The organism is Alishewanella agri BL06 (assembly GCF_000272005.1).
Lineage (GTDB): Bacteria > Pseudomonadota > Gammaproteobacteria > Enterobacterales > Alteromonadaceae > Alishewanella > Alishewanella agri.
This window is the reverse complement of the sequence record NZ_AKKU01000010.1, coordinates 70,331-84,005: the sequence shown is the minus strand read 5'-3', so window position 1 is coordinate 84,005 and position 13,675 is coordinate 70,331. Positions and strand designations below refer to the sequence as shown.

Here is a 13,675-nt window from a genome sequence, read left to right as displayed (position 1 = left end):
AAATAAATTAACGGAACCGGCAATTATCCGTCTTCTCAGGAGTAAAGCACAGGGTGACTGCAACACAACCCCGGGTCCTCGTGATCACTAATATGGGTCCTAAACCCTCATCACCGTTTCAGGGCAACTTTGTGCGCGCCCAGGTCACGGCATTACAGGCTCAGGGTCTGCAGCCTGCCTATCATTATATGCGCTGGCACCGTGACTCTTGGCTGAACAGGTTATTGAAGTATCCGGTTTTTTTCCTCGATTTTTGCCGGCGTTTTCTGTTTAGCCGCCAAGGCTATCAGATATTGCACGTCCATTTCTTTTATCCGACAATCTGGCTAGCGCTGGTATACCGTTGGTTACGCAATCCGCAGGCGAAAATTGTCGTCACCTGCCACGGCTCAGATATCTATCATTATCAGCCACCCGGGCGCCTGTATCGCTGGTGCGCGCGGCAGGTGGATAGCTGGATCTTTAGTAGTGAGGCGCTGGCGCAACAATTTTTTATGCAGCCAGAGCGGGCGCAGGTGTTGGCGGCTGGTATTGATAACCGCTATGCTAGCGCGACCTGGCACAGCAAAGCCGATAAAGATATTGATCTGCTCTATGTTGGTACACTGGACCAGAATAAAGGGATGGATCGCTTACTGGCTATGTTGCCACAGCTGCAAGCCTGGCGCGTGGTGATCGCCGGTTCAGGGCCCTGGCAGGCAGCACTGGCACAAGCCACTGCCGCCTATCCCAATATCACCTTGCTTGGCCCACAAAGCGGTGCGGATTTGCTGGCGCTGTATCAGCGCGCCCGTTGCTTTATCAGTTTATCGCGCAAAGAATCTTTTGGTCTGGTAATGGCTGAGGCGATGGCGTGTTATACGCCTGTTGTGGCGACCGATACTGATGGTGCCAGGGCGCAAATACGGCAGGGCGTCACCGGTTATGCTGTGTCACAACAGGATGAAGCCTTATGCCAGCGGCAGTTGCTGGCTGCGATCAGGCAATTACTGGCGCTGGATGAGACCGCCTACCGGCAGTTGCAACAGCAGGGCCGGATGCAGGCTGAGCAAATCTTACTGCCCGTGATCGTGAATAAACTGTGTAAACATTATCAGGAACTTATGTTATGACGAGCACATCCTCGACTGCTATCGCTGAAATTGGTATTGGTCCGGTTCAGGTGTCGGCCTTTGCCAATATGGCGCAATTGCTGTCCTATATTATCCGTGATGATGGCTCCGTCTATGCCGGTTCGGCCATTGCCATTAATCCGGAGAAAATTCTGACCGCACTGGAGAACCCGCAGGTGTTAGCCGTGATCCAACAAGCCGATCTGCGCTATGCCGATGGAATTGGGGTGGTTAAAGTGATGCAAAAACGTCTGCAGCGACCGGTGGAGCGGATCCCGGGTTGTGAACTATGGCAGGCGTTGATGGTGCGGGCGGCAGAGTATCGGGTACCGGTGTATCTGGTCGGTGCCAAGCCCGAAGTGCTGACGCAAACCCGCGATAAGTTGCAGCAGCTTGGGGTGCCGGTAGTGGGCGCGACCGATGGTTATTTTAAAGATGAAGCGCAATTGCTGCAGGCGATCAAAGCCAGTGGCGCCCGCTTTGTCAGCGTGGCGATGGGTTCGCCCAAGCAAGAGTTGCTGATCCAGCGCATCCGGGCAGTCCATCCGGATTGTTTTTATATGGGCGTCGGTGGCACCTATGACGTCTTTACCGGCAACGTAAAACGCGCTCCGGCACTCTGGTGTAAGCTTAATCTGGAATGGGCTTACCGTTTATTGGCGCAACCAAGCCGCATTGGTCGCCAATTACGCTTATTCAGGTACCTGTGGTGGGTGCTGATTGGAAAAATTTAAGGAGCAAAGGGTGAGTGCATTACCGTTAATCAGTGTCTATATGCCTACCTATAACCGGGCTGAGATGGCGTGCCGGGCTATCGACTCGGTACTGGCGCAGGATTATCCGAACTTTGAGCTGATCGTGGTGGATGATGCGTCAAAAGATCAGACCTATGAGCAGCTGAGCGAGCGTTATGCTAACGAACCGCGGGTACGGATCCTGCGGCAGGAACAGGGGCAGGGCGCCTGCGCCGCCCGTAACAGAGCCATTAATGAGGCCCGTGGCGACTTTGTCACCGGCCTGGATGATGATGATGAGTTCTTACCGCAGCGCCTCAGCAGCCTTTATGCGGCCTATGATGATCAGTTCAGCATGGTCTGTAGCGCCTATATCTGGGATTACGGTACCTTTAGCAAAACCTTGTTTGCCGATGAAGCTACGGTAAGTTTGAGTGAATTACTGGATTTACACACGCTGTCAAATCAGGCGCTGGTGCGCCGAGAGCGGATGTTAGCGCTGGGTGGTTTTGATACCGGTCTGGCGGCGTTTCAGGATTATGATATGTGGGTGCGGGTGGTCGCGGCCTATGGCCCGGCGAAGCGGATTGCCAATGCCAGCTATAAGGTGAATGTCGGGCATGAGCTCGGCCGGATCACCGATTCGCCAAAACGACTGGATGCACATCAGCAATTTGTTGCCAAACACCGGCCACTGATGAGCGAGCGTAATCTGCAGAATCAGATGTTTTACCGCTTAACGATGCAAAAGAAACCGCTGGCATTTTCTGAGTTATTGAGTCTTTGCCGGTATGGTTTATTAAACCTGAAGTGGCGTTATTATTTAAAACATAAACTGTCCTGGTTTAGTGCGCTGCGATTACGCTTAATGAACAAGGGGCTGCGGGGCCTGCTAAAAAAATGACGTGGTCTACCCGTTTCCCCCGGCCAACTGCCTGTCTGCTTGACCGGACTGTTCTGCTGTTGGCCACAATCTTTGTGGCCATTGACTGGCTTAATGGACTATTACGTTACCTGTCGCCACACTCGGTACCGCTGTCGGCAGTGCTAAAGGCTGTATTATTAGCCTTAATTATCTGGCGTGGCTGGCAGCTATGCCGGCGTGAGTTGCAACTGCCACTGTTACTTATGCTGCTCATGCTGCCTGGCCCGCTATATATCAAATGGCTGACCGGGCATCCTTATTTAGTTGCCGATTTGCAACTGATTGCTAAAGCCGGCGCTATGCTGTTGGCCTTTGCCTACTTTAGTGTGCAGGCGCAGCAGCGTGGCGCGGACTTTCTGCGATGGGTCGATTTTCTGATGTTAGCAGCTTTTGCGCTGTTGCTGGTCAATGCCGCACTTGGCCTGACCGGCTATGGTGGCACCGCCTACCAACCGATGGATGAGGTCAGCCAGAAGTTTCTTGGTGTAAAAGGTTTTTTTATCTCGACTAATGAGTTATCGGCGTTGCTGTTGGTATTAAGCGGCTGGTTATTTTGCCGTAGTTGGCAGCTGTGCCGCTGGACTTATCCTTTGCTTGGGGTAGCGTCAATCTTTATCGCGGCGTTATTGCTGACTAAAACCGGGTTATTTGGCGTGCTACTGTTATTTATTGGGATACCAGTATTACTCATGCGCCGCGAGCAGTGGCAAGCCGCAAAAATTTACCTGCTATTTACGCTGGCTATCTTACTGATACTAATAGTACTAATACTACTTAATTGGCGTCAGCTGCTGCAGGCGATTGGTTTGTACAATAAGCTGATGTTTGCATATGAACAGCGCGGTTTTTTTGGGATCCTGTTATCGTCGCGGGATTTTTATCTGCAGCGCAATTTTACCCTGGTAGCAGAACAATATCCACATTGGCTGCAACTCTTTGGTGTCGGTCAGGGGGGCGTTAAATTGTGGCTGAAAAAGTACTTTATTGAATTAGATTTTTTTGATTTGTTGCTGTTCTATGGTTTGGCTGGCGCTATGCTTGTGGCCTTAAGTTTTATCAGACTGTTTAAAGCCTTGTTTAGCCGCTTAACGCAAAGCCCGCTGGTTAAGCCATTGCTGTTGCTAAATGTGATTTTATTTACGGTAGCAATGTTGGCCGGTCATGTGCTGACTTCGGGGATGTTGTGGTTACCCTGGGCCTTGGTTAATGCAGCTATCTTTGTCGATTGGCCACAGCGTCAGTCTGAGCAAGCGGTGCCGCTGGAGCATGCCTGATGAAAGATTTACTTGAGCCTTTTCTTTATCCGCATAATCTTCTGCTGTATGCATTATTGCTGGCTTGTATTTGCTATCGCAAAAAAGGGTTGTGGTTGATTTTTGTCTGTTATTACCTTGTTGGCAATACCTATCTCGCTAATCAGGCACGGCTCTGGTATCAGCAAGGTATAGCGGCGCCTAAGCAAGCGGCAAGCCTGTATGTGGTGCTGGGCTGTGGTGGCTCTGCCAAGCACTTACCCGCCTGTGCTGCTGCCCGGATTCAGCAATTAAAGCAAGAGTTTACACCTGGCCAGCTCCCCGCGGTGATCCTGACTACCCGCTATTGTCAGCCTTATCTGGATTATTTGCAGCAGCAACTGCCGCAGGTCGTCGCTGATTGCTTTGATGCTGGCGATAACACCTATCAGGAGTTTGCCAATTTAGTGCCCAGATTGGCGCAACAACGGCAAATCCGCTTTATTACCAGTGATTTTCATAGCTGGCGGGTCAGCCGTTTGATCAACGAATATCAGTTGGATGCCAGTATTGGTGCTGCTAGTACCCAAACACTGCGGCCGGTGAATTGCAGTCTGAATTGTTTTTTCACGGTGAATCTGTCTAATCTGGACTTTTACAGCAAATTGATTGCCGAATTCAGCAGTTACGCGGTCTATAAGCTGGGCGGACGCAAGCTCACTGGCGCCTGATATAGCGCCAACTTAGCAGGGCCAGCAGTACGCCACTGACAGCACCGTAAAGATGAGCATCAATCGCCACCTCGGCCGCAATTTGGGCACTGAGTTCGGGATCCGGACCTTGCCATTGTTCAGCGCCGACTTTGATGGCAACGCCAATTAAGATTAGCGCACCTGAACGGTAGCCCTGGCGCAGATCTGCTGTAGCGCCGTAGCAAAGTAAGCCGTGTAAAATTCCGGACAAGCCGACATAAATTTCTATGTCTGGAGCCAGCCAGAGCAGCGCCAGGCCAGTACTGAGCGACAGCAGCAAAACCTGCCAACCCACAGCCAGCCGGCCAGGCAGTTTGCCATGCAATAACATCAATACGACTAAACCCAGCAAGTTCATGAGTAAATGCAACAGATTACTGTGCAGCAGATGGCCGCTTAACAGCCGCCAGAGCTCACCGTGCTGGATAGCGTCGGCTTGATATTCCAGCAGTTGTTGCCATGTTGTCGGTAAAACATACAGTGCTGTACTTAAGGTCAACAGCAGCAGATAGGGTAGATAAGACTTTAGCGTAGTTGATAACATTGGGCGGTTGAATTTGCTGTCATAACTGGTTAGGGTGTCAGGGCGCCATTCATTAGTAAAGTGCTTATTATGAAAAAAACCTCGCTCTCTTTTAGCTTACTGTTTTGTGTCTTATTGCCGCTACAGACAATCGCGGCTTCGCCCCAGGAAACCCGTGAACCGGAAGCCGCGACCGGACTGGTCAAACAGCAGCTTACTCATTATCCGCGGGCGATGGTGGCTGCCGCACATCCGCTGGCAGCCGATGCGGGTAAAAAGATTCTGGCTGCCGGTGGCAGCGCTATAGATGCCGCTATTGCGACACAGCTGATGCTTGGCTTGGTTGAACCCCAAAGCTCTGGTATTGGTGGTGGGGCTTTTATTTTACATTTTCAGGCGGATACTGGTCAGTTAACCAGTTTCGATGGTCGTGAAACCGCGCCAGCCGCCGCCGGCCCCTGGCTGTTCAGCGACAACGGTAAGATGATGGGTTGGCGCGAGGCCTATGTTGGTGGTAAATCTGTGGGGGTCCCCGGCGTATTAAAAGCCCTGGCTGACGCGCACCAACAGTTTGGTAAACTGCCGTGGGCGCAGTTATTTGCGGAAACGATCACCGTTGCAGAGCGGGGTTTTGTTGTTAATGAGCGGATGGCGAAGCAACTCGCGCTCGGCTGGAATCAGGGCTTAAAGCAACTGTCACCAGCGAAAGATTTTTACTATCCAAATGGCCAGGCACTGGCTGCAGGTACAGTGTTGAAAAATCCGCAATATGCAACCTTGTTGCGTAAAATTGCGACGGAAGGTGTCAGCGCTTTCTATCAGGGCGAGAATGCTGCCGCCCTGGTGCAGGCAGTCAATAACGCGACGATTAATCCCGGCCAGTTAAGTCTGGATGATTTGGCAAATTATCAGGCGCAGCAGAAGGACGCCGTCTGTATTGCTTATCGGGTTTATCAGATTTGCTCGATGACGGCTCCAAGCTCCGGCGGTATCGCCGTGTTGCAAATTATGGGTTTATTGGAGCAGTATGATTTAAAAGCGCTGAAGCCCAATAGCCTTGATGCCGTACATTTAATCAGTCAGGCATCACGCCTAGCCTTTGCCGATCGCGATCGTTATCTGGCAGATCCGGATTTTGTTACGGTACCGATAGCGGGCTTACTGGCGCCGGACTATCTTAAGCAGCGAGCCACCTTAATCGGTGCCAGAGATCAGCAGTTTGTGGCTGGTCAGCCGCAAGGCGCGATTGCGCTGGCCACAGGCACGGTACCAGAGTTTCCTAATACCAGCCATTTATCCATTGTCGATGCTGCCGGTAATGCCGTGAGTATGACCACCAGTATTGAAAACGTCTTTGGCTCCGGTTTGATGGTAAATGGCTATTTGTTAAATAACCAACTGACCGATTTTAGCTTGGAGCCTGTAGTGGATGCTTTGTTGGTGGCGAACCGGGTTGAAGGGGGCAAGCGTCCGCGCAGTTCAATGGCGCCGGTGATGGTGTTTGATGCTGATAATCAGTTAAAACTGGTGATAGGTTCACCCGGTGGTAGCCGCATTATTAACTATGTGGCGCAAAGTTTGGTGGCGGTTTTAGATTGGCAACTGGATGTGCAACAGGCGATAAGTCTGCCACGTTTTACCCATCGTAATGACTATCTGGCGCTTGAGGCCGGCACTGATCTGGTTGAGTTAGCGCCGGCACTGCAGCAGTTGGGCTATGACGTACGGTTACAGGATTTAAACAGTGGTTTGCATGCGATTGAAGTGATGGCAGATCAGTTAGCAGGTGCCGCCGATCCGCGGCGCGAAGGTAAGGTAGCGGGGTTCTAGCAGAATGATTCAGCAGCAGTTAGCCGAAGGGGTTTTGACCCTGAGTATGCAACGTTTAGACAAGAAAAATGCGCTTAACCTTGCCATGTATCGCCAACTATCGGCAGCTTTACAGCAGGCGGTGGCGGATCCTACGGTACGGGTAGTGTTGTTACAGGGCAATGAACAGTGCTTTAGCAGTGGTAATGATTTGCAGGATTTTCTTAGTGCCGGCGAGCTTAACCGCGAACATCCGGTGGTGGAGTTTTTGTACACTGTTGCGGCTTTTCCAAAACCACTGTTAGCCGCGGTAGCGGGCTTGGCCATCGGCATTGGTACCACGGTGCTGCTACATTGTGATTTGGTTTATGCCGCGCCGGGTTGTCGGCTGCAGCTGCCTTTTACTCAGCTTGGTCTTTGTCCGGAAGCGGCGTCCAGTTTGTTGCTGCCACAAATTGCCGGTTATCAGCGTGCCGCGCAATATTTATTGCTCGGTGAAGCCTTTAGTAGTGAACAAGCTGCCGCCTTTGGTTTGGTAAATGAAGTGGTGCCGGCATCGGACTTACTGGCGTATGCTGCCAGTAAAGCGAAAACGCTGGCGGCTTTGCCAGTGGAGGCGGTGCTGCGCAGTAAGGCTTTGCTGAAAGCGCAGCAACCGCAGATTGAGCAGGTAATAGCTGCAGAGTTGAATGATTTTGGTAAGCTACTGCACAGCGACGCCTGTCAGCAACGACTGCAGGCGTTTTTTAGTCGTAAGTAGGGCGTGTTGACGATAGACTAACGGATTGAGGTGCTAAATTTATCGGCCTGCACCTCATTTACCAGCCATTTGCCGCGTTGGCGCACCAGCACCACGGTACGCACTTCCTGGATCCGTTTACCATCAAACTCGCCGTCCAAAATCAGCTGAATAGTGGCGTCATCTTGATATTGCTCGCGCAAATTACGGCCACTACGATTGACGTTGATCTGTACGTTATCAAAATTCATATTAAACAAAGTGCGGCCGGCCTGACGCGCTGAGCCATAGCTGCTGAGTAAACTGGCATAATCCGCCGTGGCCATGCCTTTTGCTTTAGTCAGATCTTTTTCATTGTATATCGCATGAAAAAACTCACCGGCGATGTACTCTGGCGTCCCGAGCTGAGCATTAACTTGCGGGTTACGTTCGCAGCCAACCAGCAATAAAGCCAGCACGCCGATAAAAACCAGATAATTACGCATAACACTACCGTCTTATTGATGATGCTGTCTGGAATAATGCGTGCTTTTGTCAGTTCTGTAAAGAAAAAGGGCCGCAAAAAGCGGCCCCTAACCTGAAATCAGCGTTAAGCCGATAGCTCTTGCTCGCTAAAAACATTAGCAAACAGCGGACTCGTTAAATAACGTTCGGCAGCGCTGGCCAGGATCACCACGATATTTTTACCGGCATATTCGGGTAATTCCGCCAGACGGGCGGCAGCAACCACCGCAGCACCTGAGGAAATACCGGCTAAAATCCCTTCTTCTTTCATCAAGCGGTGCGCCATAGCAATAGCATCATCGCTACTGACTTGCTCAACCCGATCAATCAAATCCAGCTCCAGTACTGACGGAATAAAGCCGGCACCGATGCCCTGAATTTTGTGCGGGCCAGGTTTCAATTCTTGGCCCGCTTTGGCCTGGGTAATCACCGGTGACTCCACCGGTTCAACAGCAACACTAAGCAACGGATGCTGTTTTTCCTGTTTAAAGAAACGGCTAACCCCAGTGATAGTGCCACCCGTGCCCACACCAGCCACAAACACATCAACCTGACCATCCAAATCATTCCAGATTTCCGGGCCGGTGGTTTCAAAGTGGATCTGTGGGTTCGCCGGGTTATCAAACTGGCCGAGGATCAGGTATTTATCTGGGTTAGAAGCCTGAATTTCTTTGGCTTTCTCAATAGCGCCTTTCATGCCTTTCGGGCCTTCGGTCAGCACCAGATTAGCCCCCAGTGCTTTTAACAGCTTGCGGCGCTCCAGGCTCATGGTCGCAGGCATAGTCAGGGTGAGTTTATAACCGCGGCTGGCAGCAACGAAGGCCAGTGCAATACCGGTGTTGCCGGACGTTGGCTCCACCAACTCTTTCTCCGGCGTTAAGATCCCGCGCTTTTCGGCGTCCCAAATCAGCGCTGCACCGAGGCGGCACTTAACGCTGAAACTCGGGTTACGGGCTTCAATTTTGGCGTAAACATTAGCGCCTTTAACCACCCGGTTTAATTTGACCAGCGGGGTGCGCCCGATCGACAATGTGTTATCAGCGTATACATTAGCCATAAAAAACTCCAGAATCAGAAGATATTGGTTATAAGCATACGCATCTTAATAAAAAACTGAAGAAGCATTTGGCTATAAGTTATAGCAGATTGCACTTTAACCCGAGGAAGTTATGTCATTTCACAGTACTGAAAACTATATCGTTTCCGCTGAGCTGGCGCTGGCGGTGAATGCCGCTATCACACTGGAAAAACCGCTACTGTTAAAAGGCGAGCCCGGTACCGGTAAAACCCGGTTGGCAGAAGAGCTGGCGCAGAGCCTCGGTACCGATTTGATTCAATGGCATATCAAGTCAACTACCAAGGCACAACATGGCTTGTACGAGTATGATGCGGTGTCGCGGTTACGGGATAGTCAGTTGGGTAGCGACAAGGTGCATGATATTGCCAACTATATTAAACCCGGCAAGCTGTGGCAGGCATTTAGTGCCGAGCGGCGGCCAGTGTTGTTAATTGATGAAATTGACAAAGCTGATATCGAATTTCCGAATGACTTGTTACACGAGCTGGACCGGATGAGCTTTTATGTGCATGAAACCGGGCAGCAGGTTAGCGCGGCGCAGCGGCCGATTGTACTGATTACCTCGAACAACGAAAAAGAGCTGCCGGATGCGTTTTTACGCCGCTGTTTTTTTCACTATATCCGCTTTCCGGATGCCGACACGTTACGCCAGATTGTCGCGGTGCATTTCCCGCAAATCCGCCAACAGCTACTCAGTACCGCCCTGGAGGTATTTTTTGAGCTGCGCGAGCTGCCGGGGCTGAAGAAAAAGCCTTCGACCTCAGAATTACTGGATTGGTTAAAGCTGTTGCTGGCAGAGCAAATCCCCGCCGAAGTATTACAGCAAAAACAGCAACAAGGTGGCTTGATGCCGATGTTCGGAGCCTTACTCAAAAACGAGCAGGATGTGCAGCTGGTTGAAAAACTGGCGTTCTTAGCTAAGCGACAAGGGCGCTAGATGCTGGTCGATTTCTTTTTTACACTACGTCGGCAGGGGGTGAAAACCAGTATCACGGAACTGCTGGACTTGCTTAATGCGCTGCAGCAGCAACTGGTGTTTGCCGATACCGACGCCTTTTATCAGCTGGCCAGACTTACGCTGGTAAAAGATGAAAGCCAATACGATAAGTTTGACCGGGCTTTTGCCGAGTATTTTGAGGGCGTTGCCGCCGTCGATTTGGCCAGTCAGATCCCGGATGACTGGTTAATTCCGGATCTTATCCGGCAACTGTCGGCAGAGGATAAAGCCGCCTTGCAAGGTATGGGGAGTTTGGAAGCGCTGCTAAAGCAGTTACGTGAGCGGCTGGCAGAGCAGCAAAAACGCCATGCTGGTGGCAATAAATGGATTGGTACCGGCGGTACCTCGCCTTTTGGTGCCTATGGTTTTAACCCGGAAGGGGTGCGGATAGGTCAGCAAGGTAGTGGTGCCCGCCGCGCCGTCAAGGTTTGGGATAAACGTGAGTTTAAAGATTTAGACAGCAGTAGTGAGCTGAATAACCGCAGTATCAAACTGGCGCTCAGGCAGTTACGGCGGTTTGCCCGCAGCGGTGCAGCAACCGAGCTGGATTTAAAGGGTACGATTCAGGCGACATCAGAGCAGGCGGGGTATCTGGATCTGCGCTTTGTGCCAGAGCGGCATAATGCGGTGAAAGTGCTGATGCTGTTTGATGTTGGTGGCTCGATGGATGACTATATCGCGTTGTGCCAACAACTGTTTGCCGCGGTGCGCAGCGAGTTTAAACATCTGGAGTTTTTTTACTTTCATAACTGTGTTTATGAAGGCGTCTGGCGCAATAACCAGCGCCGGCATACTGAGCAAATCAGCGTGTTAGATCTTATTCATACCTATGGCAGTGACTACAAGCTGATTTTTGTCGGCGATGCGACCATGGGACCTTACGAAATTGATTATCCCGGTGGCAGTGTTGAACACTGGAATCAGGAGCCGGGTCGGGTGTGGCTTGAGCGCTTGCTGGCGCAATACCCAAAAGCCGTCTGGCTTAATCCGCAGCCGGCTGAGTGGTGGCGGCATTATCATTCGATCAGTATTATCCGCGAGATTATGCAGCAGCGGATGTTTTCGTTAACGCTGGATGGATTAAGTGCGGCGATTAAGGTGCTTGGCTAAGGTAGCAAACAGAACAGGACATGATGGTGACTGCTGAACTTGCGGTAATTCTTTTAAATCTGGTGCTGGTCTGCAGCGCCTACTTTTGGTTTTATCCGCGGGTGGCAGGAGCTGATCTGCGTAAAGTGGCGCTGTTTGACGTGTTAACCACGGCTTTGGCGTTACTGATTGTTGGCAGTAAATTTTGGGGCAGTGGCCAGCAGTTTGATTTGGTGTTTGGCAACAGCAATTGGTTCTGGTTTACGCTGGTAACCTATCTAATTCTGGAAACGCCGTTGGCGCTGTGGTATCTCAAACGCTATGGTATTCATAAAAGCTAAGCTTTTTATCGCTCAGTCCGATGGATGTTGCTGGCGCTCACGCCTTGCTGCGGCTTCGTCACTGGCAGCCTGGATCTCTTGTAACACCGCATCCAGGTCAACGGCAGCGGCAGTTTTGCTAAAGACGCCGGTCAACGTCTGGTTCGGATCCAGATTCCCGGATTCAAATAAGTCCCACAGCTCATCAGCATAACGGGTGGCGGCAAGCTCAGGCGCGAAGCGGGCGTAGTAGGCGGTAATATTATCGACATCGCGTGTTAACATCCAGCGCGCATTATTATTGGCTGCGGCATCCACCGCCTGCGGTAAGTCGATAATTACCGGGCCAGTCGGGTCCTGCAACACGTTAAATTCTGACAAGTCGCCATGCACCAGACCGGCTGCCAGCATCCGCAAGATAGCCTGCATCATTGTCTGGTGATCGCGCCGTGCTTGTTCCGCGCTTAAGCTGATATCATTTAAGCGTGGCGCCACATCGCCATCTGCATCCCGCACCAGCTCCATTAACAGCACGCCATCATAGCAACCATAAGGTGTTGGCACTCTTACACCGGCAGCGGCTAATTTAAACAGGGCATCAACTTCAGCCGATTGCCAACTGGCTTCGGCTTGTTGACGGCCATAGCCTGAGCCTTTTTCCATTGCTCTGGCGCGGCGCGAGCTGCGCTCTTTGCGACCTTCCTGATATTGCGCCGCTTTTTTAAAACTACGCTGTGCCGCGTCTTTATAAACTTTGGCACAACAGATACGCTCACCACAGCGCACCACATACACCGAGGCTTCTTTGCCACTCATTAACGCATACAGCACGTCATCGATTAGTCCCTCATCAAGTAGTGGTTGTAAGCGTGGTGGGGTTTTCATAGTGTGGCCTTAGCGTCGTCACTAATAGTAGTTAATAACACTGGTCAGACCGGTACCGGAGTGCGGTCTGACCAGTTGTTCAGAGTTCGAGATAATGTGGCCAGCCGAGCAACGGGCTCTGCAGGCCATGTTTGTGCTCGAAGGCATCCAGCTTTTCCGGAGTAGCGTCAGTCTGCTGCAGACTTTGATAATCACGGCAAAACTGCAAGGTGCGCAACAAGGCAGGAATAAAGTGCTGTCCCAGATCGGCACGGATCGCTGCAGCGTTTTCCGCTGGCAGCTCGCTTAAAACCGCCTCGGTCTGCAATAGCAGATAGGTTTCGCTAAACCAATGCTCGGCCAGGTTGATCTGCCGCAAGCGCTTTTTCAGATCCTGGCGGACTTTATCGCCACTGCAGATCGCCCGGTATAACACCACTTCGGCCAGCACTTCTTCCAGACTAAAGTGTTCAAATTCATCAAACACTTGTTTTTGGTAAAACTGTTGCCGCAGCAGTTGCATCGCCTGATGCCGGTGGTGTTCGGTCAGTGCTTGCTGATAAGCATGCCAGCCCGGCCAGTCTTCGGCATCCGGAGGGGAGGAGACTTGCTGCAACAGCTGCTCATCGACCTCGCCATACAAGGAGTTTTTGCCTGGCGTTTTACGGCTTACCGCCGACAGCATGGACCAGCCTTTCTGAAAAGGTTTAACGATACCTTCCTGACTCAGCAGTGCCTGCAATGCTTGCTGCTGATCACCGTCTGACAGAGCCCGTAAGCCGAGACTGGTAATACCAATCACGTCATAAGCCGCTTGCTCCAATAAATGCATCTTATATTTATTGTAAAATTTATCGGCAAATTTCAGGCTCATCAGCACCGCTTTGCTTTTTATTTGTTGCAATTGCAAGGCGCTGAGTTGTTGCTCCGACAGTGCTTGTTGCAGTACCTGACTTAAAAATGGACCGGCTGACGCTTCACGAACCACTAACTGCAT

General features: G+C 51.3%; 15 protein-coding genes. 10 read left to right on the top strand and 5 right to left on the bottom strand.

Going from position 1 to position 13,675, the window contains the following annotated elements; translation table 11 throughout:
- Window positions 1–53 precede the first annotated feature (53 nt).
- Genes AGRI_RS04290 through AGRI_RS04270 form a run of 5 tightly spaced genes read left to right on the top strand, consistent with a single transcriptional unit; the run spans window position 54 to window position 4,734 of the window.
- Window positions 54–1,112, top strand: coding sequence for a glycosyltransferase family 4 protein (locus AGRI_RS04290; RefSeq protein WP_237713023.1), 1,059 nt, complete (start codon window positions 54–56; stop codon window positions 1,110–1,112).
- Complete coding sequence (locus AGRI_RS04285; RefSeq protein WP_008983775.1) at window positions 1,109–1,846, top strand: WecB/TagA/CpsF family glycosyltransferase; 738 nt, start codon at window positions 1,109–1,111, stop codon at window positions 1,844–1,846. The genes AGRI_RS04290 and AGRI_RS04285 overlap by 4 nt, the downstream gene beginning before the upstream one ends.
- A 10-nt stretch (window positions 1,847–1,856) precedes the next feature.
- Entirely contained in the window at window positions 1,857–2,750 is an 894-nt protein-coding gene (locus tag AGRI_RS04280; protein WP_008983774.1) for a glycosyltransferase, read from the top strand.
- A gap of 59 nt (window positions 2,751–2,809) precedes the next feature.
- Entirely contained in the window at window positions 2,810–4,045 is a 1,236-nt protein-coding gene (locus AGRI_RS04275; protein WP_237713021.1) for an O-antigen ligase family protein, read from the top strand.
- Window positions 4,045–4,734 (top strand): YdcF family protein, encoded by a 690-nt coding sequence (locus AGRI_RS04270; RefSeq protein ID WP_008983772.1) that lies wholly within the window; start codon window positions 4,045–4,047, stop codon window positions 4,732–4,734. The genes AGRI_RS04275 and AGRI_RS04270 overlap by 1 nt, the downstream gene beginning before the upstream one ends.
- Here the strand turns inward: AGRI_RS04270 and rrtA are convergent.
- The gene (gene rrtA / locus AGRI_RS04265) at window positions 4,721–5,299 is read right to left on the bottom strand and encodes a rhombosortase (protein ID WP_008983771.1); all 579 of its coding nucleotides are present in this window, start codon (window positions 5,297–5,299) and stop codon (window positions 4,721–4,723) included. The two genes, AGRI_RS04270 and rrtA, sit on opposite strands and share 14 nt — an antisense overlap.
- Before the next feature lie 69 nt (window positions 5,300–5,368).
- On the opposite strand from rrtA, the gene ggt reads away from it, so the two are divergent.
- Together ggt and AGRI_RS04255 are read left to right on the top strand one after the other, a co-directional pair.
- Entirely contained in the window at window positions 5,369–7,108 is a 1,740-nt protein-coding gene (gene ggt, locus AGRI_RS04260) for a gamma-glutamyltransferase (protein WP_008983770.1), read from the top strand.
- Between the two features lie 4 nt (window positions 7,109–7,112).
- Complete coding sequence (locus AGRI_RS04255; protein ID WP_008983769.1) at window positions 7,113–7,847, top strand: enoyl-CoA hydratase; 735 nt, start codon at window positions 7,113–7,115, stop codon at window positions 7,845–7,847.
- 17 nt (window positions 7,848–7,864) lie between these two features.
- Here the strand turns inward: AGRI_RS04255 and AGRI_RS04250 are convergent, their stop codons facing one another.
- Together AGRI_RS04250 and cysK are read right to left on the bottom strand one after the other, a co-directional pair.
- Complete coding sequence (locus AGRI_RS04250) at window positions 7,865–8,311, bottom strand: hypothetical protein (RefSeq protein WP_008983768.1); 447 nt, start codon at window positions 8,309–8,311, stop codon at window positions 7,865–7,867.
- 104 nt (window positions 8,312–8,415) lie between these two features.
- Entirely contained in the window at window positions 8,416–9,387 is a 972-nt protein-coding gene (cysK, locus tag AGRI_RS04245) for a cysteine synthase A (protein WP_008983767.1), read from the bottom strand.
- A gap of 112 nt (window positions 9,388–9,499) precedes the next feature.
- Here cysK and AGRI_RS04240 point away from each other — a divergent pair, with 112 nt between their 5' ends.
- The 3 genes from AGRI_RS04240 to AGRI_RS04230 are packed head-to-tail and all read left to right on the top strand — an operon-like array spanning window position 9,500 to window position 11,835.
- Window positions 9,500–10,345, top strand: a complete 846-nt coding sequence (locus tag AGRI_RS04240) for an AAA family ATPase (protein ID WP_008983766.1) — start codon at window positions 9,500–9,502, stop codon at window positions 10,343–10,345.
- Window positions 10,346–11,515 (top strand): vWA domain-containing protein, encoded by a 1,170-nt coding sequence (locus AGRI_RS04235; protein WP_008983765.1) that lies wholly within the window; start codon window positions 10,346–10,348, stop codon window positions 11,513–11,515.
- Window positions 11,516–11,535: 20 nt separating this feature from the next.
- Window positions 11,536–11,835, top strand: a complete 300-nt coding sequence (locus tag AGRI_RS04230) for a hypothetical protein (RefSeq protein WP_008983764.1) — start codon at window positions 11,536–11,538, stop codon at window positions 11,833–11,835.
- Between the two features lie 12 nt (window positions 11,836–11,847).
- Here AGRI_RS04230 and AGRI_RS04225 read toward each other — a convergent pair whose 3' ends face one another.
- Window positions 11,848–12,699, bottom strand: coding sequence for a PA4780 family RIO1-like protein kinase (locus AGRI_RS04225; RefSeq protein WP_008983763.1), 852 nt, complete (start codon window positions 12,697–12,699; stop codon window positions 11,848–11,850).
- 79 nt (window positions 12,700–12,778) lie between these two features.
- Window positions 12,779–13,675, bottom strand: coding sequence for a cold adaptation protein AtcC (gene atcC / locus AGRI_RS04220; RefSeq protein WP_008983762.1), 897 nt, complete (start codon window positions 13,673–13,675; stop codon window positions 12,779–12,781).

Bases quoted from the DNA above. Each gene is read 5' to 3' on its own strand.
- AGRI_RS04285 (WP_008983775.1), top strand. From the start codon at position 1,109: ATGACGAGCACATCCTCGACTGCTATCGCTGAAATTGGTATTGGTCCG.
- AGRI_RS04270 (WP_008983772.1), top strand. From the start codon at position 4,045: ATGAAAGATTTACTTGAGCCTTTTCTTTATCCGCATAATCTTCTGCTG.
- rrtA (WP_008983771.1), bottom strand. From the start codon at position 5,299: ATGTTATCAACTACGCTAAAGTCTTATCTACCCTATCTGCTGCTGTTG.
- ggt (WP_008983770.1), top strand. From the start codon at position 5,369: ATGAAAAAAACCTCGCTCTCTTTTAGCTTACTGTTTTGTGTCTTATTG.
- AGRI_RS04255 (WP_008983769.1), top strand. From the start codon at position 7,113: ATGATTCAGCAGCAGTTAGCCGAAGGGGTTTTGACCCTGAGTATGCAA.
- AGRI_RS04250 (WP_008983768.1), bottom strand. From the start codon at position 8,311: ATGCGTAATTATCTGGTTTTTATCGGCGTGCTGGCTTTATTGCTGGTT.
- cysK (WP_008983767.1), bottom strand. From the start codon at position 9,387: ATGGCTAATGTATACGCTGATAACACATTGTCGATCGGGCGCACCCCG.
- AGRI_RS04240 (WP_008983766.1), top strand. From the start codon at position 9,500: ATGTCATTTCACAGTACTGAAAACTATATCGTTTCCGCTGAGCTGGCG.
- AGRI_RS04235 (WP_008983765.1), top strand. From the start codon at position 10,346: ATGCTGGTCGATTTCTTTTTTACACTACGTCGGCAGGGGGTGAAAACC.
- AGRI_RS04230 (WP_008983764.1), top strand. From the start codon at position 11,536: ATGATGGTGACTGCTGAACTTGCGGTAATTCTTTTAAATCTGGTGCTG.
- AGRI_RS04225 (WP_008983763.1), bottom strand. From the start codon at position 12,699: ATGAAAACCCCACCACGCTTACAACCACTACTTGATGAGGGACTAATC.
- atcC (WP_008983762.1), bottom strand. From the start codon at position 13,675: ATGCAGTTAGTGGTTCGTGAAGCGTCAGCCGGTCCATTTTTAAGTCAG.